A 25,121-nucleotide genomic window follows, 5' to 3' on the forward strand; every position below is an offset into this window, starting at 1 on the left:
TTAAGAAGCGTTTCGGAACGCTTTCCGGAAAGATTCGAGTTTTGTAAAGATCACACTAAGTGCAGTATAGAATTTAGCAGGAACTTCCTGGCCAATTTCCACCTCATCATAGAGTGTTCTTGCCATAGGTCGATCCTCGACTGTAACGATATCATTCGCTTTTGCTACCCGAATAATACGTAATGCGAAATCATCCACGCCCTTTGCGATCACAACAGGTGCTCTGTGTTTGTTGGGCTTATATTCCAATGCTACAGCAAAGTGAGTCGGGTTCGTAATGACCACGTCTGCCTTGGGAACTTCTGCCAGCATTTTGCTTTTTTTGATCTGGTCTCTAGCCATCTGCCTTCTTCTTGCTTGTAAAGAAGGATCCCCATCTTGTTCCTTCATTTCTCTTTTGGATTCGGAAGGAGTCATTTTGAGCGCTTCTTCATATTCGTATCTTTGGAAGAAGTAATCCCCGATGCTGATCGCGAGTAATAATATCCCTACTACTATAAAAATTTTGAATGCTGTATAAGTGATCAATGCCACGGATTCTTCAAGACCCATATTCCCAAGCATTAAGATCTTAAAGAAGTCCTTCTCAATTACAAAGTAGGAAACCCAGGCAATAGCAGCTACTTTAACTAGAGATTTAGCCAACCCGAATAAGGTCTGTCGGTTCGGAAGTACCTTTTTGAAATTCGGGCGTATCCTTCCGAAATTGAATGCAAGAGCTCTAGGCGCGAATAAAAATCCTGTTTGGACAACATTACCTACAATCGCAGCCACCACAGTAATTCCCATTAAAGGAAGGAGTAGCTGAGTAATATCCACAAGCGCATTATTCAAAAGTGCACTTACTGTTTCAGAACTAATCACATTCGCAGAACGTATTCCGAAAAAATATTTTCTCAAAAGATAATAAGATCTCATGAAAAAATATTCTCCCATGAGATACATGAGTATGATCCCTGCAAGTAGCACGATGGAAGATGCAACTTCGGGACTTTTAGGAACATTCCCTTTTTCTCTTTCTTCCCTTCTTCTTCTTTCGCTAGCGGGTTGTGTACGACCTTCGTCTTCTGCGGCGAATAATTGGAGGTCGATGCGGAAAGGAACGGTCGCAGGAATTGGCTGAGTGTACGCAATCGTATGTTGGAATTCCAACTTACGCACATGAAGTCTATGTTGAAGCTCCAACATGACAGTCTTAGAGAAAAATTCCCGTATCTTCCTCCAAAAGGATCCCATTAGTTTGGCCATCCTTTCAACATTAGGTTCATCTTCTCAAAAGAAAGTTGGAATGCATTGTCCATCTGAGTGATCAAAAATGGAACAATTAGAATCATTACCACAAGACCGATCGCAATCTTGATCGGAAAACTCAACTGTAAGATATTCAATTGAGGAGCTGCCTTACCCATCAAGGCTTCTGACACTGTGACTAAGAATAGAACTCCGAGTATCGGTAGGGAAATTTTGAAAGCGACGAGGAACATAGCACCGATCGCTTCTTCCATCGCTTTGTAAAGCCCGTCTTGGATCTCTGGCACAAGTTTTAAAACTTGTACCTTCTCAAAAGAATATACCAAACTTTCGAAAAGAAAACGGTAAGCTCCCAAAGACAAAAACAAAAGCATACCTAACATATTCTTTAAAGTACTGATCACAGGAAGACTTGTTTGGGAAATCGGATCTAAGATCTCCGCATACCCGAAACCAAGCTGAACGTTAAAAAATTCTCCCGCCATCTGGAATGAGGAAAATACCAAACTTACCAAAAATCCCATGAGGACTCCGATCAGAACCTCAGCCATCACAACTAGACCGTAATCAGTCATATTGCCTGGAATCGGAGGAACAAATGAGGCACTTACAGGAAATAGAATCACGGAGATCAAAAAACCAAGAGTCATCCTTTGAGGAAAACTAATCGAGGCAAAGGAGAACACAGGAGCCACCGATAGAAGCCCCACGATCCTTGCCAGGATCAGAAGAAACACTTGGAAATTTCCGATAAAGTATTCCATTTTTCTAATCTAAAACTTCTCTATCATTAGGAAAAGATCCCTGGTATAATCTGTCATAGTTTGGAGCATCCAACCTGCAAAGATCACGATCACTGCAAAAATGGATAATAACTTAGGAACAAAAGCGATTGTTGGCTCCTGTATTGAAGTTGTGGTTTGTAAAATACCGATAATAAGTCCAACCACCATCGCAGTCAGCAAAATGGGAGAAGAAAGTTTGAGAGTCACAAACAATGCGTCTCGTATCAGAGTAATTGCATCTACTTCCGTCATTTATAACTCCTTACGAGCTCGTAGACGATTAAATTCCAACCATCCACAAGAACGAATAAGATCAATTTAAACGGCAAACTCACCATCACAGGAGGAAGCATATTCAAACCCATAGAAAGAAGTGCGGAAGCTACTACAAGGTCCACTACGATAAACGGAATAAATATGATAATCCCGATCCAAAAGGCCTTCTTGATCTCAGAAAGCATAAACGCGGGAATGAGAACGTAATTCGGAACATCGTCGAAGGATTCCACATTCTCCACTTTTCCGATCTTTAAGAACAAAGCCACATCCTTGGCACCGCTTGTCCCGATTTGTCTCATCATAAATTCTCTAAGTGGGACCATAGACTTATCGAAAAATTCGTTTGTGTCTATCTTACCTTCCATGTACGGATTCAGACCTTTCTCGTACACGATATTCAAGGTAGGCGCCATGATGAAAAAGGTCATAAATAATGCGAGCCCCACCATCACCTGGTTAGGCGGAAGGTTCTGGATAGAAAGTGCTCTTCTTACAAAATCCAAAACGATAACTATCTTAGTGAAAGAAGTCAAAGACATCACGATGGCAGGAGCCAAAGAAAGAATGGTCACTAAAAACAGGATCATGAGAGAAAGACTTGTTTCTCTCGGGCCTTTAGCCTCATTCACATTGATATTCAGATTTGGAATAGGAATCCTAGGTGCGTTTGCCTGAGCAAAAGTTTCCTCGGGAATCGCCAAGATCAAAACGGCAAAAAGAAGCACTCCAGAAAGTATCTTCCACATAACCGATTTATGTCTCATACTTTCGGAAAACTTTTTCCCTGCCTTTATAGCAAACCCCTCTCCCACTTTTCCCCCTAGTTCAAATCGAATAATCCGTTCTCCAGATTATTCCTTTCCTTCTTAATTTCGTCTAACTTCTCTTTGAGTTTTCTCTGTTTCTCTTTTCTTTCACCCGGAGTTTGGCGAAGAGTCTGTTCTTCATCTTCCGATTTTCCAGTCAGACGAATATTCAAATCCTTTAATTGTTCCAAAGCAGTGACCAAAAATCCACCTTCAGGAGGTTTAAATTCGTCTCTCATTCTCTGAAGCCTTGACTTAGTCTCCGTGTCCGTAATTTCGGAAATAAGATTAATACCGTTATCCGCCACACCTAGTACGAAAATTTGCCCCGTTACTTCTACGATCTGCAATTGTTTGTTCGTGCCCAGGTTCAGACTTCCGAGAAGGTTCATTTCTCCTCGAACAGGAAGAGAACCTTCTCTGGATTTTGCAAGAGTCCTTAAAACCCAATAAGCGGCTCCACAAAGAATTCCGAGTACTAGAACGATCCGAAAAAGAATCCCGGCAAGACTTGGCCCATCCGAAACAGGCTTGTATCTTTCTTCCACAGGGTTCGGCGCAGACTCAGTAGCCGCTTCCTTCTTCTCCTCTTGTTTAGGAGCAGAAGTTGCCGAAGATTCAGGAGCTTTTTTATCAGCAGTACCCAATTCTCGTTTGAGAACTTCGTCCATTTGTTCTCTTTCGGAACCTTGAGAATACAAACCCCCGGTGATACCCGATAAAATACAAAAGACTCCGAACGCCAAAGCGAGGGAGCCGAATCCTGAAAAAAACGAATGGATCGTTTGAAAAATTCGGCTCATCCGCCTCCCGACTCCGGCTTGATCCTATCGGCTGGACTTACGATATCCGTTACACGCACACCGAAGTTTTCGTCGATGACCACGACCTCTCCCTTTGCAATCAACTTACCGTTTACTAAAAGATCCACAGGTTCACCTGCCAACTTGTCCAACTCGATGATGGAACCTTCTCCCAAACCTAAGATATCTTTAATATACATCTTAGTTCTTCCGAGTTCCACAGTCACGGACATCTGCACGTCCATAAGAAGGTTCAGGTTCGGAGTGCCTTGGGCACCGCTTGCAGTAGCAAGGTTCGGAAAAGAAACTCCCTTCATTCCTACTTGGGAAATTCCGCCGCCGCCCATTCCACCTTGGTAGCCACCGCCACCATAATCGCCTCCCCCTCCTCCTCCGGACCTTTTAGAAAGAGAGAGAATATCATTCGCCATAGATAAAGAAAGAATGAACTGAACTCTGAAAGAAGGAAGTCCTTCTATCGCTAAATTGAAGAAGGTCCGCACGAGTGGATCACCTTCTGGAAGCACCAATGCAGCCGGCGAAGTTACATGTCTTGTCTCTGCAGGAGAACCATTTACTCCACCACCGGTTTTGGCAGCGATCTGGGATTGCAAAGCTCCCATAATAGGAGTCAAACTATCTCTTAAAGTTTGGAGTTGTCCTTCGTCCAGACCACCTGAATCGAAGCCACCCATCATCATATTCGCGATACGAGCAGCATTGTCCGCGCCCATCGCAAGCACTACTCTACCGTTCAGATTTCCCGAATAGGTAGAATATAATAAAAACGTGTTGGACTTAAGTTCCGCTTCCACGTCCTTCCGGGATTTCGCCTCAGAAGTGGGATTCATGAAGTTAGAAGTTTTGGAAAGAATAGCTGCTAGGGTATTTCCCGCAGTCATAAAACAATGGGAGAGAAAATCGGACAGGAGGTCCCTATCTACCGGAGAAAGACCGGCAGCTTCTTTGGATCCGCCTCCGGCAGCCATGCTGCTGCCTGGATCGAATGAATCATTTGCACCCGCTAAAAGGGCGTCTATTTCTTCCTGGGAAAGGGATCCTTCACCCATCTTGCGGCACTCTCTCTTAGTTTTGGATTAGGAGACATAATAAAAAGAAATTTGTCGACCCTTTTTTTTCTTGCTCAGAAAATCGGTAGGAAATGGGCCGGGAATTAGTAGATCAAAACCCATTTAGAGGCAAAAACAAGTATAATTTCGGAAGAACGTCCTTAGGTTTCTAATGTTTCGATCTGAAAAGAAGAAAGGTCTACGTATTGAGATGCATTTCCATGGATATCGATCCCTACAAGCTTCCCTTCTGCATCTAAATCTATATTTAGATCCGTATTAACTTCCCTCGTTTCAGCAGAAGGACGATTAGCTAAATCTATATAGATAGAATCAGTTTCAGGGTAATGGGTAATGGGTAATTTTCATTTTTTAAACCTCCTGTCAAAAAAGGCATTATGAACGGTTTCTCGGTCCTCTAAGGTAATAACACGAAGATATTTTTCGGCTTCGTCAATCCATTTCCAATAGCGAAATCTTTTGTCAATTTGAATGACTGTATAATCCGGATCGGAAATCGTTTTCATCACCCATTCTAACCGAATCTCCGGTCGCCTACGTAATACCTTAGCAAAATAACGTGTATATTTCACGCCATTCCGTTTCTAAACTTTCAATGGATCCGCGCGGAAAATTCATTTCCCGTGCCCTCTCCGCCCAACCCAGATCAGTTTCCGAGGATAACTTTTTCGAAATTTTTACGTAGATTGGGCTTGACTGGCGATCGGAAGTCTTGTATTTTACCAAATGGTAAATTAACTAAATGGTTAAATACGACACAGAATCCGATCGATTAAGTAATACTTTCGCTGCTCTTGCGGACCCCACCAGGAGGGAGATCCTTCTCTATTTGGTCTCCGGAGAAGCAACTGTGAAGGAATTAGCAGAACCTTTTAATATGAGTCTGCCCGGAATTTCCAAACATCTAAAGGTATTGGAAAAAGCCGGGCTGATTGAAAGGGGAAGAGAGGCGCAATGGAGACCTTGTAAGATTCGGCCGGACGGTCTAAAAGAAGCTTCCGGTTGGTTAGATCATTACCGTCATTTCTGGGAAGAAAGTTTGGATCGTTTAGATGCATATCTACAACAACTCCAAGCCAAAAACAAAGAGTCGGAAAAATAGATCGGTTATTTCGGGAATTTGTCCCGGTACTATATTAGAATTATATAAAAAGGTAACATTCAGAATGTCTGAAACAAAAACTGAAAACATCCCAAAGGCCACTAGGAAAGAGTGGATCGGCCTGGCAGTAATTGCATTGCCCTGCCTGCTATATGCGATGGATTTAACGGTTCTATATCTTGCGGCTCCTCAATTGTCTGCAGATTTGAACCCTACGCCTTCTCAACAATTATGGATCATGGATATCTACGGCTTCTTGGTCGCCGGCTTTCTTGTGATTATGGGAAACTTAGGAGATAGAATCGGTCGTCGTAAACTTCTTCTTTATGGAGCAGCAGCATTCGGAGTAGCTTCCGTTCTTGCGGCTTTCTCCCCTAGTTCCGAAATTTTGATCCTGACCCGTGCGATCCTTGGAATCACTGCGGCAACTTTAGCCCCTTCTACTCTATCATTAATTCGTAATATGTTTTTAGATCCGAAAGAAAGGACTTTTGCTATCGGTATCTGGGGAATGAGTTTTTCTCTTGGCGGGGCAATCGGTCCGCTTGTGGGCGGGGTTTTACTGGAATATTTCTGGTGGGGGTCGGTTTTCTTGATGAGTGTTCCGATCATGATCCTTCTTCTTATCGTTGGTCCTAAACTTCTTCCTGAATTTAAGGATCCAAATTCCGGTAAGATGGATATTCCAAGTGCAATCCTCTCCTTAGTATCCGTACTTTCCATTATCTACGGCCTAAAACAAATTGCGGAGAATGGTTGGGGGATGATTCCAATTCTTACCATACTCATAGGATTAACAGTCGGAGTCGTCTTTATCAGAAGGCAAACCACTCTGACTGATCCAATGATAGATCTTCAATTATTTAAACTTCCGGTATTCACAGCGGCGGTCATAGGAAATACGATGACAATTTTTGTAGGTTTGGGAGCCTTCTTGTTCATTTCCCAATATTTACAATTGGTTTTAGGACTTTCTCCTTTGGAAGCAGGTCTCTGGACTCTTCCTGGAGCATTGGGCAACATAATCGGTTCTCTTACGATCCATATGATCGTTCGTATTATGCGCCCGTTATATGTGATGTTAGGCGGCCTAGTATTACTCGCAATCGGAATGTATTTATACTCTCTGATCAATACCGAAAACGGGATTTGGATGATTATTGCAGGATCTCTGATCATGTCTTTCGGAATTTGTACCGTTGTGATCTTAGGAACGGATATCATCGTTAGTTCCGCGCCTCCGGAAAGAGCAGGAGCTGCCGCCTCCATATCGGAAACGGCCGCAGAATTCGGCGGGGTTTTGGGAATTGCGGTCCTTGGAAGTATAGGAGTTGCGATTTTTAAATCCAGGATAAACTCAATCGATCTTCCCGGGTTGACTCCGGAACAATTCGAAAGTTCTCATAATACATTAGCTTCTGCGGTAGCTGTTGCGAAAGAACTCCCTGAACCAAGTAGACAAATTTTACTTAACACTGCCCAAGGCGCTTTCACCGATTCGTTACATTTTATTTCTCTATTGGGCGTGGGTATCTCCATCGCCTTGGCATTTGCGATCTTTTCCATTTTAAGAAACAAAAAAGAACCGGAAAGCATTGCAGAACCCGTGGAGTTGGATAAGGCACCTAGATAAAATTAGAAGAACATAAATAAGGAAAAAAGAATGAAGGCAGAAATTTCAGTCGTTGGAAAAGAAATCATAGGCGTTAAGATCCTTGATGCCCCAAGAGAATTAGTTTGGGAAGTTTGGACTGATCCGAAACAAGTAGCTATTTGGTGGGGACCAAACGGTTTTACAAATACCATCCATGAGATGAGTGTAAAACCGGGAGGGATTTGGAGATTCATGATGCATGGTCCGGACGGGACGGATTATCCGAACCATATCCAATTCATAGAAGTGGTTAAACCTGAAAAACTGGTCTACGACCATGGAGATGATGTTAATCCAAAACAATTCCACGTGATCGTTCTTTTTGAAGAAGAAGGTTCTAAAACCAAACTTACCATGAGGACCATTTTCTCGAGCGAAGAAGAGGCTAAAAACATCGGCAAATACGCGGTCGATGGACTTAGCCAGACTCTGGGACGTCTACAAGAATTTTTGGAAAAGAAATAAGGGCTTCGGACTTATTCATAAGTAGTTTCGAATATAATAATTTTTTAAAAAGTGGAGAAGAATCTTATGAGCGATACCAAACAATCTGAATTTAAGGAAATGATACTCACGAGGACTCTCAATGCTCCAAGAGATCTAGTCTGGAAGGCTTGGACGGATCCGAATATGGTATCACAATGGTGGGGACCACATGGGTTTACTGCCCCTCTTTGCCAATTAGATCTTCGTCCAGGTGGTGAGATACTCATTCATATGAAGGATCCGGAAGGCGGGATCAATCCGATGAATGGAACCTATAAAGAGATCGTTCCTTTGGAAAAAATCGTATTCTCCTCTTATATCGCCTTCGAAATGGACGGCAAAAAACCGGCGGCAGAGATCCTAATTACTATTCTATTCGCAGACAAGGGTTCACAAACCGAGATACAAGTGCGTGCACTTCCTATCAAGGTGGATCCGGAACTTATCCCTGCTGTGGAAGGTATGGAAGAAGGTTGGACTCAAACTCTGGAAAAACTTACAGCGATTTTTGCGTAATCGATCTTAAGGAGAAATATATGAGCCAAGACAACCCTAAAGAAATCGTAAGCACAAGAGTTGTAAATTTTCCAAGAGAGAAGGTTTTTCAAGCCTGGACAGACCCGGACCAATTAAAGAATTGGTGGGGACCAAAAGGTTTTAAGAATACTTTCGAGGTTTTCGATCAAAGACCTGGCGGAGAATGGAAATTTATCATGCACGGGCCAGATGGAACAGACTATCCGAATCGAAGTGTATTTCAGGAAATTGTAAAACCCGAAAAGATAGTATTCGATCATCTTTCGGGCCCGATTTTCAAAGTGACTACTACATTCGAATCAATCGGAGAAAAGACAAAATTGGTTTTCAGAATGTTATTCGAAACTGCTGAAGAATGTGAGCAGATCAAAGTTTATGCCGTGGATGGGAATGAACAGAATTTTGATCGTTTAGAAGAACTTCTGGCAAAGGTTTAATTACCCTGGATGGGAAACAAAATAACAAAAAAATATTAAGGAAACAGAATATGAAAGTAAATCCGTTGCAAATACTAAGTTTTTGGATCATCATCTTTCCTTTCCAAAAAAGGAAAAGAGCCGGAGCTTAAAATGGACTCAAAAGTGGGAGGCTACTCCCACTATTTTCATAAATCTCCCGATAAGGAAAACATCCGGACTAAAAAATCTCAAAATGACATTTTTTATAAGAAAAAGATCTTCTTTACGGCTCTCTTTTCAATTCCTGAAGAAAAACAAGAGATAAGCAGCTTTTGGGAAGAGGCTTTTGAAAGATTAGCGGAACTTCTCCGCAAAATCCAAGGATCTTGATATTGGAATATTATTAAAATTTAAAGGAAACTATTGGATGAATTTGGACTTTTTTAAAAACGAAACTTTGAATCTCAAAGCGGATATCGCTATTTTAGTGGCCAGAATGATCTGCGGTTACGCGTTTATACTCCACGGCTGGGGAAAGATCCAGGATCCTTTTCATTGGATGGGCCCCGATTCTTCCGTGCCTTCTATTTTCCAATTTTTAGCGGCTCTTTCCGAATTCGGCGGAGGAATTGCCTGGGTGATTGGTCTTCTAACGAGGCTGGCATCTTTCGGAATCGTATGTACAATGATCGTGGCGGCGTATTTCCATTCTATAATTTTAGGGGATTCTTTTATCAACCTAACAGGTGGGAGATCCTACGAATTGGCAGGAGTATTTTTTACGATCTCCTTGGTATTTTTGACGGTAGGTGCCGGAAGATTCTCCTTGGATCAAAAAATCTTTGGAAGTAAATCCGAGTAGGTTAAATTCTATCCCTAAGAGCGGTTTTTGCTCTTGGGGATTTTTTAGTGATAGATTATATCCGTAAAATTTTAGACGCGAGAGTATACGACGTCGCGGTCCATACTCCCTTGGACCCTATGATCCGAATGAGCCAAAGATTAAGTTCTTCGGTTCTTTTAAAAAGAGAAGATCTACAACCAATATTCTCCTTTAAGATCAGAGGAGCATACAATCTAATTTCCAGACTTTCGCCTGAGGAAAAAAGATCCGGTGTGATTTGCGCTTCCGCAGGAAATCATGCACAAGGAGTTGCGCTCTCTGCTCAAAAATTAGGGATCAAGGCAATCATAGTCATGCCTGTCACTACCCCATCCATCAAAATAGAAGCAGTACAATATTTCGGAGCAGAAATTATTCTTCATGGAGATACTTTCGATGAAGCTTACTCCTATGCTAGAAAATTAGAAAAGGAGAAGGGCCTAAAATTCATTCATCCTTACGATGATCCTGATGTGATCGCCGGACAAGGCACAGTAGGTTTAGAAATTTTGCAGCAGTATCCCGATCCGATCGAAGCGGTTTTTATTCCTATAGGAGGCGGAGGTTTAGCGGCAGGCGTTGCTTCTTATATTAAATTTTTAAGACCCGAGATCAAACTAATCGGAGTAGAACCTATGGATGCGGCTTCTATGAAAGAAGCAATGGCTGCAGGAAAAAGAGTGATCTTAGACAGAGTCGGACTATTTGCGGATGGAGTTGCAGTCAGACAAGCCGGGGAAGAAACATTCAAAGTTTGTAAAGAACTCTTGGATGATATATTAGTAGCAAACACGGATGAAATCTGTGCAGCCGTAAAAGATATATTCGAAGATATGAGAGTAATCGCAGAACCGGCTGGAGCCCTATCTCTCGCAGGATTAAAATCTTATGCGAGCCAAAATCCGAACAGGAAAGGTGCGCTGATCGCTATAAATAGCGGAGCGAATATGAATTTTGATAGGCTCAGGCATGTTGCAGAAAGAGCAGAGATCGGCGAGGCAAGAGAAATTTTACTCGGAGTCACTATTCCGGAAAAAACAGGAAGTTATCTAAAATTCGTCCAGACCTTAGGAAATAAGATTATCACTGAATTCAATTATAGATACGCTACGGATCAACGTGCACATGTATTCGTAGGTTTAAAACTGAAAGGTTCTCATTCCGAAAAAGAAAAAGTTATTTCGGAATTGGAATCATTAGGTTATGAGGTTTTAGATATCAGTGCGAACGAAACCGCTAAGATCCATATTCGTTATATGGTGGGCGGAAGAGTTTCCGAACTCAAGGATGAAATCATCTTACGATGCGAATTTCCGGAACGACCAGGTGCATTACTGAAATTTTTAGAATCGTTAGGAACCAATTGGAATATTACATTATTCCATTACAGGAATCATGGAGCGGATTACGGGCGAGTCCTGGTTGGATTTCAGGTACCTTCTTCCGATAGAGATAACTTTAGAGAAAGACTGAAAAGTTTAGGATATCCTTATGAAGAAGAAACGGATAATCCTGCCTACAAAATGTTTCTGCATAACGTTTGATTTGAAATCGAGGAGAGGGATCTAAACTTAGGTATCTATCCGAAAATAGGCTTTTTTGACCATTTTCTGGACATCGAATCTTTGCCCAGGATCTTCTCCTAAACAAAAAAACATGATCCCATACATTATGTTTTCTTTAAATACAGTAATATGCAGAATGTGGAGATTACTCCCCTTGTCCTTGTAATAAACTCTAAAGGCAGGACGACTTGCTACTTCCAATTCTCCAAATTCAAGAATTCTGCCATTCCCTTTTTTTATGGATTCTATAATCCCCATTTGGAATGCCCGATTGAAAGCACCATGATCCACTGCTTCCGTTAATTCTTTTCGAGTGATCAAAACACTTGCCGATTCGTTATAATCTTTTGCCGCAAAAATCCCACCTGCAAAAGGCTCCATAGGAAACCAGTCAAAAGGAATTGTCAGATTCAGAGGAGAATTCGGCTCCCTCTTCTTTTCTGGAGAGATAGATGTGAATACGGAAAATATCAGAAAGACAAAAAGGACCCGATTCATGGAATTCCTAGATCCCCAGGTTCCCCCTGCCAATACAGTCGGAGAGAATCGAAGCTGTAAATTCCGGTATTATGATAATCTCCCCAGACCAAATTGATCGCATATCTTCCCACTTTGGAAAAAGACAATAATTTGGCCTCTTTGATCCCCCCAGTAGTCGCTCCTATTTTTCCACCATGACCACCCTTGCATACCACGCAGGGGCATCTTTTTCTGAGTTCCAAAAGAGGGAATTCGGAGACTACTCCGTCCTTCCATTCTATTTTTAGAATATTCTCATCGAATTCGATAGTTTCAGGTGTAGTCGCTTTTAAACTAAGACTCATATTATCTAGGAAGTTTTAAGACCTGTTTTCTAAAAGTTCCGATCGTGGTTCCGTAAGTCACCTTTTCGTTCAGAGGAAGGTCCACAAAATCGAAAGTATCTCTTTCCAAAATCAGGATCACTGTGGATCCCATTTCGAATCTTCCGAGTTCCGCTCCTTTTTCGATCATGATAGAAACGTCTTTGTAATCTTCTTCCTTGGTGGTCCTGATCAAAGTGTTCGTAATGATCTTTTTATCGTAAGTCACTCGAATACGACCCACGTTGGAAGCTCCCACTTTGATCACTGCTACTAATCCGAATTCGGTTTGTAAGAATGTGATCAATCTTTCGTTTTTAGGAAAAAGTCCCCTAATCCCGAAAACCGCCAATTCGTTTACAGGGAAAAGTTTTCCAGGTTCATAATAATATCCTAATATTCTTCCGTAGGCAGGAGAATGGATCCTATGGTAATCCTGAGGTGAAAGATAGAATGTGATATATTTTCCATTCTGGAATTTGGAGAGATACTTATCTCCTCCTATCAATTCTTTTAAGTTATAATCCACACCTTTTGCTTGTAGGATCACTTGGTCATTTATATCGCCGAAACCCGTAATCCTTGCATCCACAGGAGAAACCAATGCATTCTCTGCAGAGTCCGTAATTCTAGCTCCTGCCTTTAATGCTCTGGTGAAAAACTGGTTTAAGGAATTATACTCTTGGATCTCTAATTCAGCCTCGTTCAAATTGATCTTATAAGCCTTTGCAAACGCCTTTAAGATCGGGATCATAATAAATCTTGGTAATCTTAAAGAAGCCAAAATCCCGAATAACAAAGAAACCAGGTTTTTAGGCAGGATAGAAAGTAGAAGAAGGTAGAAGTCCTTAAAGATCTCGTAATGTGCTCCTCCTTCCAGGAATTTTCGAAGTTCCGCTTGCGCCACCTTTGCTAAAAGTACCAAACTGATCAGTACCGGAACCGCTGTGATAAGAGCGAGCCCATAACCGATACCGAATACTTGTAATAGGAATTCTTCTCCAAATTGAACATACGCATATGCAGAACCGAGTAAAGAAGCTACGAATAAGATTCTATATACGTTTGCGAATTTTTCTCCGAAGATATATCTCGCATTTTGTTCTCCTGTATAAAACCATCCTGAGATCGCAATTATGGAGAATAATAAGAAGGATACAAATAAAGCCAGTCTAGCGGAATCCGTAGGACCGTTGACTAATACGAATAAGAAATTTTTAACCGATTCAAGATCTTTTACCCCAAAGGAAAATAACGCGTAGATCACCAAAGTTGCGACCACAAAACCTTCGAAGAATGTGGCAAGCATACTTACGATCCCTTGTTTTGCGGCAGAATCAGTACGAACCACTCCTGCAACCCCTGCACTTTTCCCGATCCCGGTTTCCGTGGATAAGAAGAACATTCCAGTTCCCGTACTGAAAATCCTTGCGAGAGAAAATCCGCCTCCGAGTAATAAGGAGAATGGTTGCATTGCATCCTTAAAGACCGACTCTAAGAAAAAGTAAAAATTCCCCAAATGATCTCTAAACAATAGAGTATAACTTAAGAAAAATAGAATAAGACCGATTGGAGCCAGATAAGAAGAAACTTTACCGATCCTTCTGATCCCGCCTAATACAACGAACACGACTATAATCGAAACTAAAAACGGAACAGTCATCCCTTGGATATCAAGTCCGTTCTTTGCTAAAAAGGAAGCTCCTAAAATAGGCATCGCACTTCCCATAGAAAGTACCGTTAACAAGCAGGCCAAAGAAAAAGCGATCGCAAGCCATCTAGCTCTCAGTGCTTTTTCGATAAAATACATCGGACCTGAAAGATATCTTCCACTTTCCAATTTGATCCTGAATCGGATCGCTAAGGTAGAAGACACAAAACGAAGAGGCATGATCAGAAAACTAGAAAGCCAGATCCAAATCAGAACTCCCGGACCTGCTAATACCAATGCTAATGCGGAACCAAGAATTGCACCAGGAAGTAAAGAGGAACCTGTTCCCGCATAGAATGCCTGAGAATGTACCAAACGTCCTCGCGAACCTTTGTAGTCCATGTTCCCGGAAAAAATTTTAATCGCTAAAAATAAAAAACGGATTTGTGGAAACTTTAAGCGGAATGTTAGGTATAACCCGATGAAGAGTAAAAAATAAAAATATGGTTTTAAAAGATCCAAATCCAAGAACGGAAATAGTTTAGTTGTTAGCATTCCAATCCATCTTTTCCTTAAAAATAAAGGCTTTTAGAATTATTGGCCCAGAATTTTCTACTCGTATGCCGGGCTCCTACACAGTTTTTACGCATCCAGTCCCAAAACCACTCCTTTTTAAACAGCGGTCAGGGCTCGAAACGAGAAGAGGAAGTTTCTATTCTATCATCCTTACCGGAATTCTGTTCGGAATGATTTCCTTGGGAGCGGAAGAAAATGCCTCAACTACACCTAAACTAAAGGAAATGCCCGAAAACAGGGCTTCTGAAACTCAAGATACTTGGGAATTCGGAGGAAGATTCGGCTTTGGAATGAGAGGACCGAACAGATTTGATCAGAATTTAAACGGTTTTAGCTCCAATTTGAACCCTCTTGTGGCCAGCCAAACTCAACTGGAAAATACAAGGGGCAGTATCCAAGGAGAAGTTTTAGCTAGAACCAGGCTGAGCGAAGGTTTTAAAATCGGAATCATAGGTGGATACAGATACTACGATCCATTTCATCTTACAAATCTAACTTCCGAACCTTTTTATACACGTTTAAACTTCGAAATGGAAAGTTTTTATGTTTTAGGAATGGTCTGGCAAGAAGGAAGACTGAATAGATACTTCCGATGGGAAACAGGACTTGGACTTGGAATCGCGAGAGCCTTATGGGTAACAAAAGGTTATGCCACGGACGGAAAATCATACTACCAGCAGGAAGGAAATCTGAAAGGAAGTGGATTGGAATTCAGATTAGAAGGTTCCCTCATTCATCCGATTAATGAAAGAGTGAGTTTAAGTTTCGGAACTTATTTGTCCTGGATTAATATCACTTCTTTTGACGGTTCCTTTAACGGTGATACTGCATCTTTTTACGTAAGACAAGATGGAAGGGTCTCTCCTTTAACCGAATCAGCTAACCAAGACAATATATTACTTTCCAACCAATATTCCAGAAAATTAGATATGCAGTCTGCATATGGCGGACTGTTTTTCGGTGTGAATTATAAATTATAAAATTCTAATTCTTATTTAGGAACCGGTGGAAGGATCAAGTCAGGGTGCTTGGGAGAATTGATATATTTTGACTCAGTCACCTTTTCTTTCATTTTTTTTAATGTTTCATAGGGAATATCAACAACCACAAAATTTGCGATAGATGTTGGGACACTTCCTCCCGGATCACTAAGAATCTGATAGGTAACCTCTATCTCATCTCCTACCGGCGCAAATTTCCAAAATCCTTTAAGAGTTCCTCTGACGATTCCTTTCTTTTCTGCTACGATATTTGCAACCGGTTTAATCGTATAAGTGACTGCACCCGTATTTTTGTCCTGACTAAAAATGGTATGGATCACAAAGTCCCGATCATTCACCGGCCAAGGAGCTCCGTTCTGGATATAAATATACTTTTCCCTTGTATTCAAAACTTTCACAGCTTCTGCATGTTTACAATCTTTGAACCAAGTCACGTAATTCGGATTGTCTTCCAGAAGAGCGATGATAGTGTTTAGATCCGCTTTGAGTTTTGTTTTTCCGCGGAATTCTTTAAAATCGGAACCTTCTACAACTCTGGTATGGACTGTGATCCCGTTTTTCTCCTTCTCCAGATCCCAAGAAAATATCTGCATAGGAACCAATAGAAAAATAATAAAATAGAAATGTTTCATTAGAAAGCCAACCTCTAACCGAATGATTGAATCGAAGCAATGATTTAACCGGATCCTAGAACCGATCAACCGTAAAATTAGATGAAACTTTTCGGCGTCTGGAAATATTAATCAAAATCTAAAGAACTGGGTTCTCTTTTGTATTTAAGAGGTTTTTGCAAATATTTAATGAGAAGAACCTTATTTCCTTTTTCATTAAATTTTACGACGTCGAAAACTTTTCGGGTCATCATGATCCCACGTCCGTGAGTGTAACTTTCCTCATTTAATTTTTCTCCGTCCAAATTTAAGATCTTCTTAAAATCGAAACCATCTCCTTCATCTTCTATCTCAAAACCGATTCTTTTAGAATTTAAGGAGTATGCCACTTTTACGTTCCTTGCTCCGTAAAAAGCCTCTCTTTGTCTTTTCTGGATGAACTCCATATAATTTCCGGATCTCATCGCATCCGTTTTTTCATCAAAACTGATCCCTAAATTTCCATGTTCGATCGCATTGATTAAAACTTCCCTTAGACAAGTACGAATCGCAGTGATTACTTCCGATCCTGTGAATTGGCTTAGATTCGAAGTAAGTTGCCTACTTAAGATATCCGCATTTCTAAGATAATTGTTCACAGTGAAATGCATACTTTCCGAGATCAAAAAGCGGGATAGAATATCCTCGGAAATTTCTGAAACTTTTCCAAGCACCTTCCTTCCCGCCTCACTCTCGAAAGATTGTAAACGGATCTTTACAGGTTTAGGCTCCATTACATATTTCTGTTTGAATTCCGAATGAAATTCTACGGTCTTCCTGGCCCTCAAATGTTCTTCCAGTTTTTCTTTAGCAAGAAGTAGTACGATAGAACCTTCCTGAGTATCCAGAGTATAAATCAGATCTAAGAAATTTTTACCTTCCACTTCTGCAGGTTTATAACCTGTTAGTCTGGAAAGAGTACGGTTTGCATCCTTGATATTCCCCTCTTGGTCCAATGTAAGAAGAAGTTCCTCTGCTCCTTCGAACAAATTTCTAAATCTAAGTTCGGACTGTTCTATTGCCTGTTTAGCCTCATTTAGATCTTCCACCTTGGAAGAAAGATCCTTGGATAAATCATTCACCCGATCCGCTAAAGCCAAAGCCAAGAGAAGGATATGCATTGCTGTCCCAATCTCTACTCCCCAATACGCCAAAGAGATTGTATGAGGAATGATCCCCGAAAATCTCAGAATAAATACGAATGCACCTGCCACCAGTGCAAGCCAAGCTCCTAAAAAGAAAAGTGCAGACCTTAAATTTCTGGAAAATCCCTGGAAACCTAAATACAAGATAGCAGCCAAAGTGATCGTAGATAAAAACACATAAAGTGCCAATGCAAAGCCGAACGGAAAAAAATATCCGATGATTACAAGTATATAAGATAAAATTGAAATTCCTTTCAACACTTTGTTAGAATTAGGATAATTATCAGGGGCGCAGAAGTAGAGTCGGATAAAATCGGCTGTGGTTGCAGAAACCAAAAAAGTAAAAGAGGTAATGATATGGCTTGCCCAAACTACCGAGTTCGGCCAGAAAAACTGAAAAGAATATCCTTGAAGAGACCATTGGGCCAAAACTCCGGCCCCAACATATCCAAAAAATGCTAGGTATGTTTTTTCCTTAGTGGATAAGAACAGAAATAGATTATATAAAGCCATTACCAGAAGAGATCCGAAATAGATCCCGAGTAATATTTGTTCATTGCTTATATTGGAGAAAAAATCCTCAGACTTATATGCGAACGCAGCGAAGTTGACAGAACTTTTAGTTTGGATCTTAAGATAAACCGTATCCTTTTCCCCCGCCTTTAACTCTAAGGGAAAACTGGGAAATCTATATTGGATCGGTCTTTCTCCAAAAGGAATTCTATCACCTCCCCGAAACAAGACCTTGTCCCCTTTAGAGGCCAGATACAATTCGGCCTTATCCAATTGGCTATAATGAATTTCCAAAACCCAAGATACTGAATGAGAAGAATTATTTTCTAAAGGGATCTTGAACCAATGTGTCAGATCCGAATAACCTAAACTCGCAGAAGATAGAGGATAAAACTCCTTCATTTGCATTTTTGCGAAGTTAGTGTCCCCGTCCTCGTCGGCCCAAACCTCCGCATGAGGCACTAAGGAGATCCCTTCATAAGGGAGAGAAGAAGGATCGAATGCGAAAATCGGATGAAAAATGGAAAAGGTAAAAAAAATGAACGAGAGTTTACAAAAAACTCTCCCAGATAAAAATTTCGGAATGTTTAAAAACCCTTTCACTCTTTCTAAAAAACCGGAGGGAAAAGTTTGACTTCTGGCGGATCGGCAAGCAAGTCAAAATTCTCCCTTCGGAGACTAAAAGAAAATTTTAGCCTTTTTTGGTTTTGGACGCTGTGTCTTTTATGAGTCCCGCAGCAATTTCGTTCCTCTGGATCTGGCTTGTACCTTCGTAAATCTGCAGGATTTTAGCGTCCCTATAAAATTTTTCTACAGGATATTCTTTGGTATATCCGTAGCCGCCAAAAATTTGGACAGCGTCAGATGCCACTTGTACCGAAGAATCGGACGCGTAACATTTTGCCATTGCGGAAAATTTTGCCGCGTCTTTATGGAAGGTCTCTGCATACACGCCAGCTTTATAGGTGAGAAGTCTAGAACCTTCTATCTTGATCGCCATATCCGCTAACATATGCTGAATCGCTTGGAAAGAAGAGATCGTAGTTCCGAACTGCTCTCTTTCTCTCGCGTATTCAATTGCAGCGTCAAACGCTCCCTGCATCAAACCGACAGCTCCTGCTGCAACGGCAGGTCTGGAAAGGATCAAAGTTTTGAATGCATGCAAGAATCCCATATTCTCTTTTCCGCCTAAAAGGTTTTCTTCCGGAATTTCGCAGTCTTCCATGATAAGCTGTCTTGTTTCGGAACATCTGATCCCCAGCTTATCTTCCTTTTTTCCGAAAGAAAATCCTTTGGTGCCTTTTTCTATAATAAAACAAGAGATTCCTCTTGGGCCTCTGTCCTTGTCGGTCATTGCAAATACTGTATAAATATCAGCTTGGCCTGCACTACTAATCCATTGTTTTGTACCGTTCAGAACGTAACGGTCCCCTTTTTTTACTGCAGTGGTAGCCATCGCAGGAACATCCGAACCTGCCCCAGGTTCGGATAAACCGAATGCGGCGGTTTTTTCGCCGGAAGCGAGAAGTGGAAGCCATTTGTCTTTTTGAGCCTTGGTTCCTCCCACATCGATCGGAAGAGCGCCTAGTTTTGTGGAAGTGAATGCGGTATTTACTCCCAAACATCCCCAGGACACTTCTTCAGCGAGGACAATACCTCCCATCATTCCATAACCTAACCCGCCATGTTCTTCGTCGAATAAGGCCTGGTATAATCCAGCTTCTTTAAATTTTTGTAAAATAGCTTTTGGATACTCGTTGTTTTCGTCGTAGTGCATTCTGTTTGGAACAACTTCCTTTCTGACGACGTCCCTGACCAGTTCTCTGAGTTGTAGTAATTCCTCTGGTAATTCGAATTGAAGCGGTGAATTCAAGCTTGCCTCCCAATGATATTCTTTTTCAAATTCAGATTTTGATTTCTAGGCAATCTTTAGAAGAAGGTATAGAATGATCAAGCGAAGCTTTTCGCCCCGCTTACAAGAATAAATGGATGGTTTGTTACACGAACTAAAGAAGATGAATCTAAAATACTATTTTAGATTCCGGATCAGAGCACTTAGAATAAAAACTTAAGGCATTATCTGGAAACACAAATTGTACGAAGCGGTTCGCTTACTTGCACATTCGATACAGTACCTTTTTCCAAAGACCAATAATACCCCTTTGTTTCCGTATTGATCGGTAAATTAAATTTTTTACCTATGACGACCAATTCCTCTAATTCGGATTCCTTTATTAATTCCAAGCCAAGATTCGAACAATATTTTTGGGCCTTCTGATAATTTTCATACGATAGAAAAAACTTCCCTTTGATCGTTTTAAAAGTTCCGAAATCCAAAAGATCCTCTTGAGGAAGAGTAAAATATACCTCCTCCTCTTTAAATTTAGCGGTGGTCATAGATAAAAATCTATCCGAGTTTGAAGGGCTACATTCTGTTTTCCAAGAAAAAGTACCTGCAACTATGATTTCAAATGGATCCGAAATTTTGTTTTCCGAATATGCAGAAGTAAGCACATTTTCCTCTATAAAATCATTCACGGTCCCGTCAGAAAACACGTAAGAAAAATTAAGATGAGAAAAATCAAAAGGGAAGACAGAAAGATAAACATTTTCGTTACTATATTCCACCTTTCCAAGTCTCATTGGAATTCTGACCTTTCTTTCCATCAAACTCCATGGAAGACTGCCAGAGGTGGGTCTATATTTTTGTTTCCTAAGATCGCAATATTTCTCCGCCTCCGTATTCCATTGTTTCCAAGAAACTTCCCTTTGATCTGCAGCAATCAATGGATAATCGGAGGGCTTTAAATCGGAACCGGCTTCTAGTAAAGAACTGAAAACCCAACCCCCGGCAAAAAAATACCAAGTCCCCGATTTACCATTCCATTCCGAATTTTCTTTCATACGGATTTTAGGATGTAACACCATTCCTTTGAGTAAGGTAAGAATTTGTTTAGAACCCTGTTTCGGCTCCGAATAGAGCGCAACATTTTCGGGCACAACAAAACTAGTATCATTCACCAATTCTATTTGGGAAAAAATCGCCGCATCAAGAATTCTATTTTTAACACCCTTGCCTAGATTAGAATATAACTGACAAGTTTTAGAATTTTCACCGACGGAAAAAGAAGTGAGTAAAACATTCCGCTTTACATTCCAGTAGGAGAAAGTAACAGGAAGGATCCCAGATTTTCCAAGTAAGGACAGGTTTAAATAAAGATTTCCACCTTCTCCCGGATTGGAGTCTTCATTCTCCGTATAAGCAGCCACGTTGGATTTTGCAATTAATTCTCCTAAACTTTCAAGACTTGGATTAGGAGTATCCCAACCGGAGACACCATTCCATTCGATCTCCAAGGCTCGGAACGAATAATACGGATAAATTTTTGAATCAGGGTAAAATCGCGCGGTGATTCCGCTGACAAGTTTTTCCTTATTTTCTCCACAGGAATTTTCCGTCAGATGGAATTCCAACAAATAAACATCTCGAGGAATACTCTCTCTTAAACGGATCCGTTCATTTCCGATCGATATTTTATAATATTTCAAAGTGCCGTCATCTTCCAGATCAGGCTTACCTAAAACGGATTTAATTTTCTCCACGCTCGTTCCCACTCCGAAATCCGTTCCAAGAGAAACTTTTCTTTGGCTGGGTAAAAATGAAAGTAGGTAGAAAAGGAACAGAAGGATAACCGGAACGGATTTAGAATACTTTTGCATCCAGTCTTTCGGAGAAGAAAGGATTTCCGATCTGGAAGAAAATAGATTTGGAATCGTAAAGCCTAAGAGTAAAAAAGTCAAATGGACAATCAAGCTATGAAAAACTCCTAAACTCGCAGTGTATATTCCAGAATGGAATTCCTGATAATACGCGAGCCCGGCATATAGAATCACTAATAATGATTCCCAAACAACTATAATCCGACCCCAAATCGTACTTTGTTTAAAACTTTTAATTTCCTGAAACAAAACAAAGTATCTCCAGCCCCCTAAAAAAAATAAAACAAAGGAAACATGATGAGGGAATTGATATATCGAATAGAACTGTTCCGAAGGAGTCCAATTCGAATTATAAAGAGAAATATAATGAGAAATACCAACCGAGAATATTAGAACAAAAATTGATTGTCCCCAGTCCGATTTACCTTTTTTAGAAATCAGAATCGGAAGAAAAGGAAGGATCGCAATTCCTAGTCCTTTGAAAACATCAATTTTTTGGGAAAAAGCCACGAATAAAGCGACTAACAGGCATAAAATTATAACGACTATATTCTCTTTACTTTCTCTTCTTATAAATTTAAAAACTCGATAGAGCAGATAGGAAAATCCAATATAAAAAGGATACAAATACGTTTCCGGAATTATTTCGGATGGGCCTATATTTTCTGCAAAAATATAAATGTGCTGAAATCTAATTAGAAAAAGAGAAACCCCCATCCCTAAAATTACTCCGAGAAATTCGAGGCCGTCTCTTGTTTTGGCGAATATTCCGTTCTCTTTATGTAAATAATCGTAAATATAAAAATATAGTATGACCGCCAAAAACAAAATCTGGCTACCTAAAACAATCAATCCAACGATCTTTTTAGGGTTATCATGATCACCATATTTCGATTTCGAAAAAACAAAATCATTGTCGAGAAAGAATATGAAACTGAGCGAAACAATAAATAATATTCCGAGCAAATTCAAGCCGTTCGCAAAACGCCAGGCGAAACCCCAAGATTCCGTCAAAGAAGATTTTCGAGAAAGGATCGGCTGAACCATTCCCTGTAAAAACAATACCCCGCATATTAAAATCGAAATAAAGTTAAATTCAGTTAAGTTTGTGTTAGACCTCACTGCGAAAGTAAATAGCAAGGGAAGAGCAAATGAAAAAAGAAGGAAAAATAGAAATAATAACGTCTGAAATATGGATTTGCGATTCATAAAGTACTTAAATCTTAATAAATCGTAATGTATGTCGATCCATTTTAGGATCTATTCAAAAAAGATGCTAGACAGAAAAACCCAAAATCTATCTCGACGGCCCAAATCAACCCTATCTATTATAAAATATAAATAGGCCCAAAACGATTAAAACCGAAAACTTCAAGACTTCCCATTTTTCCATCTTAGGTCTTCCATTCCATACAAGACCTAAACTTAAGAATGCAAAGAAAAACCAAATCCCAAAGCCTGAATACAGAACAAAAGACATCTTTCCTAATTTTAAAAGTTTTAATAGATAAACGGAAAGTCCTGCAAGAACTATAAACTGTAAGACCCCGTAGACTTTTCTGGAAGTTGAAATGTTCGGATCGAATTTAGTATAAGTGGACCTGTTTATTTCAGCGACCTTCTTCTCTCCTCCTAATGAATCCGGTCTCCAGTCCGGTTTTTTGATAAGAAGAAGAAGTTTATCTTTCCAACTAGGCGTGGCCTTCACTAAATTCCAAAGAGAAATATAAACATGTAAGTTTGCCCAGATAGGATTAAATGTAGGAAGAGGTTCCGTTAATCCGTAGATCGGTTCTTTTTTCTCTTCCGCATATGTTCCAAACCAGCGATCCCAGAGAATCAATATACCACCATGGTTCTTGTCTAAATATTCAGGATCTCTTCCGTGATGGACCCTATGATGAGAAGGAGTCAAAAGAACTTTTTCCATCCAACCCAATTTTCCGATCAATCTAGTGTGGACCCAAAATTGGTAGATCTTCAAAATCCCATGACAGATAAAGAACATCCACCAAGGAATCCCAAGTAACGCCAAAGGAAGATTAAAAGCATATTCGAAAATCCTTTGGAACATGGATTGCCGAAGAGCCACAGTTAGATTAAATTCTTCACTGGAATGATGGGTCACATGGCAGGCCCAAAGAAAATGGATCTCATGAGTGGCCCTATGAAACCAATAATATATAAAATCCACAGCGATCAGAACGAAGGTCCATGCAAGAAAAGATTCTAGATTAAATTCCCAACCGTTAGGAGTTTTCAACAAAGGAGAAGAAGATGGAAATTCGCCTAGCTGAAAAAGACTCTGAACGGAATAATATATTCTAATTTTATCATATAGAAGAATAGCCCCTAAAGTGATGACCACTCCCGTAAAAGAATATAAGATCCCGGTCGCCAGATCGGAAACGGAATCATTCCATCTGTAAACAGACTTTCTTCTTCCCCATATAAATTCCACCAAAGCCAGTCCTAGAAAAAAAGGAACCGCTTTGTCTAAAATCGTTTCTTGCATATCCCACACTCTTACTATCTAGTTTACTGTATTTAGAAATTTTGCCAATTTACGGACCAAAAACCTAGGAGAGATTCTGACCGATTGAGCCATTACCTTATTGGCCAACCCTGAGATCACCACAGCTTTTCCGGCTTTTACTCCTTGGTAACCTATCTTGGCCACGTAAGCCGCATCCGCCTTAGGAACAAGACCACTATTTAAGATCGCGGACTTATCCATCTCCGCTCTTTTGAAAAATTCTGTTTTGGTAGGCCCGGGACAGAGACAGGTAACATTCACTCCGTCTTTACGAACTTCTTCCGCAAGACCTTCCGAGAAGAATAGAACGTACGCCTTGGAAGCATAATAGTTCGTCATCATCGGCCCCGGTTGAAAAGCTGCAGTAGAAGCTACATTCAGAATTTTTCCTGCATGTCTTTCTCTCATATCTCTCAAGAATAAATGAGTTAGTTCTACAAGAGACGTCACATTGACTTGGATCAGATCCAATTCTTCTTTCAGATCTAAAGAGTGGAATTTTCCATTTGTTCCAAAACCTGCGTTATTCACGAGAAGATCCACAATGGCTTTTTTCTTTTTGGCGAAGTCGTAAATTTTTTTAGGAGATTTTGGATCGGACAAGTCTGCAGAAAGGATTTCTACATTTGCTCCCAAACTTTCCATTTCCTTTTTTACGGAGTTCAAGGTTTTGAGATTTCTAGCTACAAGTATAAGATCGTAACCGTCTTTTGCGGCCAATTTAGAAATTTCGTAACCGATACCTACGCTGGCTCCGGTAATTAATGCTGTTTTTTTCATGGATTCGATAAGAAAGAATAGGAACTTGTATGGATTTTCAATTTCTACTTTCCTGAAAGGAAATCTA

Annotated in this window: 24 protein-coding genes; 8 read left to right on the plus strand and 16 right to left on the minus strand. The window is 40.5% G+C overall.

Going from position 1 to position 25,121, the window contains the following annotated elements; genetic code table 11:
* From CH365_RS15645 to CH365_RS15675, 7 genes are all read right to left on the minus strand, one after another.
* Positions 1–1,236, minus strand: a complete 1,236-nt coding sequence (locus CH365_RS15645; protein ID WP_100769489.1) for an EscU/YscU/HrcU family type III secretion system export apparatus switch protein — start codon at positions 1,234–1,236, stop codon at positions 1–3.
* A complete protein-coding gene (gene fliR, locus CH365_RS15650; protein WP_100769490.1) occupies positions 1,236–2,015 on the minus strand; it encodes a flagellar biosynthetic protein FliR in 780 nt (259 codons plus the stop codon). The genes CH365_RS15645 and fliR overlap by 1 nt, the downstream gene beginning before the upstream one ends.
* A 9-nt stretch (positions 2,016–2,024) precedes the next feature.
* A complete protein-coding gene (gene fliQ / locus CH365_RS15655; RefSeq protein ID WP_100707118.1) occupies positions 2,025–2,288 on the minus strand; it encodes a flagellar biosynthesis protein FliQ in 264 nt (87 codons plus the stop codon).
* Positions 2,285–3,079, minus strand: a complete 795-nt coding sequence (fliP, locus tag CH365_RS15660; protein ID WP_208861223.1) for a flagellar type III secretion system pore protein FliP — start codon at positions 3,077–3,079, stop codon at positions 2,285–2,287. Before fliP ends, fliQ begins: the two co-directional genes overlap by 4 nt.
* A gap of 56 nt (positions 3,080–3,135) precedes the next feature.
* Positions 3,136–3,924 (minus strand): flagellar biosynthetic protein FliO, encoded by a 789-nt coding sequence (gene fliO, locus CH365_RS15665; protein ID WP_100769491.1) that lies wholly within the window; start codon positions 3,922–3,924, stop codon positions 3,136–3,138.
* On the minus strand, positions 3,921–4,994 hold the full coding sequence (fliN, locus tag CH365_RS15670) for a flagellar motor switch protein FliN (protein ID WP_100769492.1): 1,074 nt from the start codon (positions 4,992–4,994) through the stop codon (positions 3,921–3,923). Before fliN ends, fliO begins: the two co-directional genes overlap by 4 nt.
* A gap of 161 nt (positions 4,995–5,155) precedes the next feature.
* A complete protein-coding gene (locus tag CH365_RS15675; protein ID WP_100769525.1) occupies positions 5,156–5,350 on the minus strand; it encodes a DUF2283 domain-containing protein in 195 nt (64 codons plus the stop codon).
* 407 nt (positions 5,351–5,757) lie between these two features.
* On the opposite strand from CH365_RS15675, the gene CH365_RS15680 reads away from it, so the two are divergent.
* From CH365_RS15680 to ilvA, 7 genes are all read left to right on the plus strand, one after another.
* Complete coding sequence (locus tag CH365_RS15680; RefSeq protein WP_100769493.1) at positions 5,758–6,117, plus strand: ArsR/SmtB family transcription factor; 360 nt, start codon at positions 5,758–5,760, stop codon at positions 6,115–6,117.
* A gap of 64 nt (positions 6,118–6,181) precedes the next feature.
* Complete coding sequence (locus CH365_RS15685; protein ID WP_100769494.1) at positions 6,182–7,750, plus strand: MFS transporter; 1,569 nt, start codon at positions 6,182–6,184, stop codon at positions 7,748–7,750.
* A 30-nt stretch (positions 7,751–7,780) separates the two neighbouring features.
* Positions 7,781–8,236, plus strand: a complete 456-nt coding sequence (locus CH365_RS15690) for an SRPBCC family protein (protein ID WP_100769495.1) — start codon at positions 7,781–7,783, stop codon at positions 8,234–8,236.
* Between the two features lie 66 nt (positions 8,237–8,302).
* The gene (locus tag CH365_RS15695; protein ID WP_100769496.1) at positions 8,303–8,773 is read left to right on the plus strand and encodes an SRPBCC family protein; all 471 of its coding nucleotides are present in this window, start codon (positions 8,303–8,305) and stop codon (positions 8,771–8,773) included.
* Between the two features lie 20 nt (positions 8,774–8,793).
* Positions 8,794–9,231 carry an SRPBCC family protein gene (locus tag CH365_RS15700; RefSeq protein WP_100769497.1) on the plus strand — a complete coding sequence of 146 codons (438 nt, stop codon included), beginning with the start codon at positions 8,794–8,796 and terminating at the stop codon, positions 9,229–9,231.
* A 388-nt stretch (positions 9,232–9,619) separates the two neighbouring features.
* Positions 9,620–10,054, plus strand: a complete 435-nt coding sequence (locus tag CH365_RS15710; RefSeq protein WP_100769499.1) for a DoxX family protein — start codon at positions 9,620–9,622, stop codon at positions 10,052–10,054.
* A 47-nt stretch (positions 10,055–10,101) separates the two neighbouring features.
* Complete coding sequence (gene ilvA, locus CH365_RS15715; RefSeq protein WP_100769500.1) at positions 10,102–11,619, plus strand: threonine ammonia-lyase, biosynthetic; 1,518 nt, start codon at positions 10,102–10,104, stop codon at positions 11,617–11,619.
* 27 nt (positions 11,620–11,646) lie between these two features.
* Here the strand turns inward: ilvA and CH365_RS15720 are convergent, their stop codons facing one another.
* Genes CH365_RS15720 through asd form a run of 3 tightly spaced genes read right to left on the minus strand, consistent with a single transcriptional unit; the run spans position 11,647 to position 14,688 of the window.
* Positions 11,647–12,138, minus strand: coding sequence for a hypothetical protein (locus tag CH365_RS15720; protein WP_100769501.1), 492 nt, complete (start codon positions 12,136–12,138; stop codon positions 11,647–11,649).
* On the minus strand, positions 12,135–12,464 hold the full coding sequence (locus CH365_RS15725) for a DUF971 domain-containing protein (RefSeq protein WP_100769502.1): 330 nt from the start codon (positions 12,462–12,464) through the stop codon (positions 12,135–12,137). Before CH365_RS15725 ends, CH365_RS15720 begins: the two co-directional genes overlap by 4 nt.
* 1 nt (position 12,465) lies before the next feature.
* On the minus strand, positions 12,466–14,688 hold the full coding sequence (gene asd / locus CH365_RS15730) for an archaetidylserine decarboxylase (protein WP_100769503.1): 2,223 nt from the start codon (positions 14,686–14,688) through the stop codon (positions 12,466–12,468).
* Positions 14,689–14,879: 191 nt separating this feature from the next.
* On the opposite strand from asd, the gene CH365_RS15735 reads away from it, so the two are divergent.
* Positions 14,880–15,689, plus strand: a complete 810-nt coding sequence (locus CH365_RS15735; protein WP_100769526.1) for an LIC_11366 family protein — start codon at positions 14,880–14,882, stop codon at positions 15,687–15,689.
* A gap of 11 nt (positions 15,690–15,700) precedes the next feature.
* On the opposite strand, the gene CH365_RS15740 is transcribed toward CH365_RS15735, so the two are convergent.
* The 6 genes from CH365_RS15740 to CH365_RS15765 form a co-directional block, all read right to left on the minus strand.
* Entirely contained in the window at positions 15,701–16,342 is a 642-nt protein-coding gene (locus tag CH365_RS15740) for an START domain-containing protein (RefSeq protein WP_100769504.1), read from the minus strand.
* Positions 16,343–16,449: 107 nt separating this feature from the next.
* On the minus strand, positions 16,450–18,621 hold the full coding sequence (locus CH365_RS15745) for a 7TM diverse intracellular signaling domain-containing protein (RefSeq protein WP_100769505.1): 2,172 nt from the start codon (positions 18,619–18,621) through the stop codon (positions 16,450–16,452).
* A gap of 88 nt (positions 18,622–18,709) precedes the next feature.
* A complete protein-coding gene (locus CH365_RS15750) occupies positions 18,710–19,891 on the minus strand; it encodes an acyl-CoA dehydrogenase family protein (protein WP_100769506.1) in 1,182 nt (393 codons plus the stop codon).
* A 203-nt stretch (positions 19,892–20,094) separates the two neighbouring features.
* Entirely contained in the window at positions 20,095–22,560 is a 2,466-nt protein-coding gene (locus tag CH365_RS15755; RefSeq protein ID WP_125226329.1) for a hypothetical protein, read from the minus strand.
* Between the two features lie 499 nt (positions 22,561–23,059).
* On the minus strand, positions 23,060–24,253 hold the full coding sequence (locus CH365_RS15760) for a sterol desaturase family protein (RefSeq protein ID WP_100769508.1): 1,194 nt from the start codon (positions 24,251–24,253) through the stop codon (positions 23,060–23,062).
* 18 nt (positions 24,254–24,271) lie between these two features.
* A complete protein-coding gene (locus tag CH365_RS15765) occupies positions 24,272–25,054 on the minus strand; it encodes an SDR family NAD(P)-dependent oxidoreductase (RefSeq protein ID WP_100769527.1) in 783 nt (260 codons plus the stop codon).
* Positions 25,055–25,121 lie beyond the last annotated feature (67 nt).

The organism is Leptospira neocaledonica (assembly GCF_002812205.1).
Taxonomy (GTDB): domain Bacteria; phylum Spirochaetota; class Leptospiria; order Leptospirales; family Leptospiraceae; genus Leptospira_B; species Leptospira_B neocaledonica.

Excerpts from the sequence above, each read along its gene's own strand:
- fliN (WP_100769492.1), bottom strand. The coding sequence starts at position 4,994 with ATGGGTGAAGGATCCCTTTCCCAGGAAGAAATAGACGCCCTTTTAGCG.
- fliQ (WP_100707118.1), bottom strand. The coding sequence starts at position 2,288 with ATGACGGAAGTAGATGCAATTACTCTGATACGAGACGCATTGTTTGTG.
- CH365_RS15725 (WP_100769502.1), bottom strand. The coding sequence starts at position 12,464 with ATGAGTCTTAGTTTAAAAGCGACTACACCTGAAACTATCGAATTCGAT.
- CH365_RS15740 (WP_100769504.1), bottom strand. The coding sequence starts at position 16,342 with ATGAAACATTTCTATTTTATTATTTTTCTATTGGTTCCTATGCAGATA.
- fliR (WP_100769490.1), bottom strand. The coding sequence starts at position 2,015 with ATGGAATACTTTATCGGAAATTTCCAAGTGTTTCTTCTGATCCTGGCA.
- CH365_RS15700 (WP_100769497.1), top strand. The coding sequence starts at position 8,794 with ATGAGCCAAGACAACCCTAAAGAAATCGTAAGCACAAGAGTTGTAAAT.
- fliO (WP_100769491.1), bottom strand. The coding sequence starts at position 3,924 with ATGAGCCGAATTTTTCAAACGATCCATTCGTTTTTTTCAGGATTCGGC.
- CH365_RS15765 (WP_100769527.1), bottom strand. The coding sequence starts at position 25,054 with ATGAAAAAAACAGCATTAATTACCGGAGCCAGCGTAGGTATCGGTTAC.
- CH365_RS15690 (WP_100769495.1), top strand. The coding sequence starts at position 7,781 with ATGAAGGCAGAAATTTCAGTCGTTGGAAAAGAAATCATAGGCGTTAAG.
- CH365_RS15760 (WP_100769508.1), bottom strand. The coding sequence starts at position 24,253 with ATGCAAGAAACGATTTTAGACAAAGCGGTTCCTTTTTTTCTAGGACTG.
- CH365_RS15720 (WP_100769501.1), bottom strand. The coding sequence starts at position 12,138 with ATGAATCGGGTCCTTTTTGTCTTTCTGATATTTTCCGTATTCACATCT.
- CH365_RS15680 (WP_100769493.1), top strand. The coding sequence starts at position 5,758 with ATGGTTAAATACGACACAGAATCCGATCGATTAAGTAATACTTTCGCT.
- fliP (WP_208861223.1), bottom strand. The coding sequence starts at position 3,079 with ATGAGACATAAATCGGTTATGTGGAAGATACTTTCTGGAGTGCTTCTT.
- asd (WP_100769503.1), bottom strand. The coding sequence starts at position 14,688 with ATGCTAACAACTAAACTATTTCCGTTCTTGGATTTGGATCTTTTAAAA.
- CH365_RS15710 (WP_100769499.1), top strand. The coding sequence starts at position 9,620 with ATGAATTTGGACTTTTTTAAAAACGAAACTTTGAATCTCAAAGCGGAT.
- CH365_RS15645 (WP_100769489.1), bottom strand. The coding sequence starts at position 1,236 with ATGGGATCCTTTTGGAGGAAGATACGGGAATTTTTCTCTAAGACTGTC.
- CH365_RS15695 (WP_100769496.1), top strand. The coding sequence starts at position 8,303 with ATGAGCGATACCAAACAATCTGAATTTAAGGAAATGATACTCACGAGG.
- CH365_RS15735 (WP_100769526.1), top strand. The coding sequence starts at position 14,880 with ATGATTTCCTTGGGAGCGGAAGAAAATGCCTCAACTACACCTAAACTA.
- CH365_RS15685 (WP_100769494.1), top strand. The coding sequence starts at position 6,182 with ATGTCTGAAACAAAAACTGAAAACATCCCAAAGGCCACTAGGAAAGAG.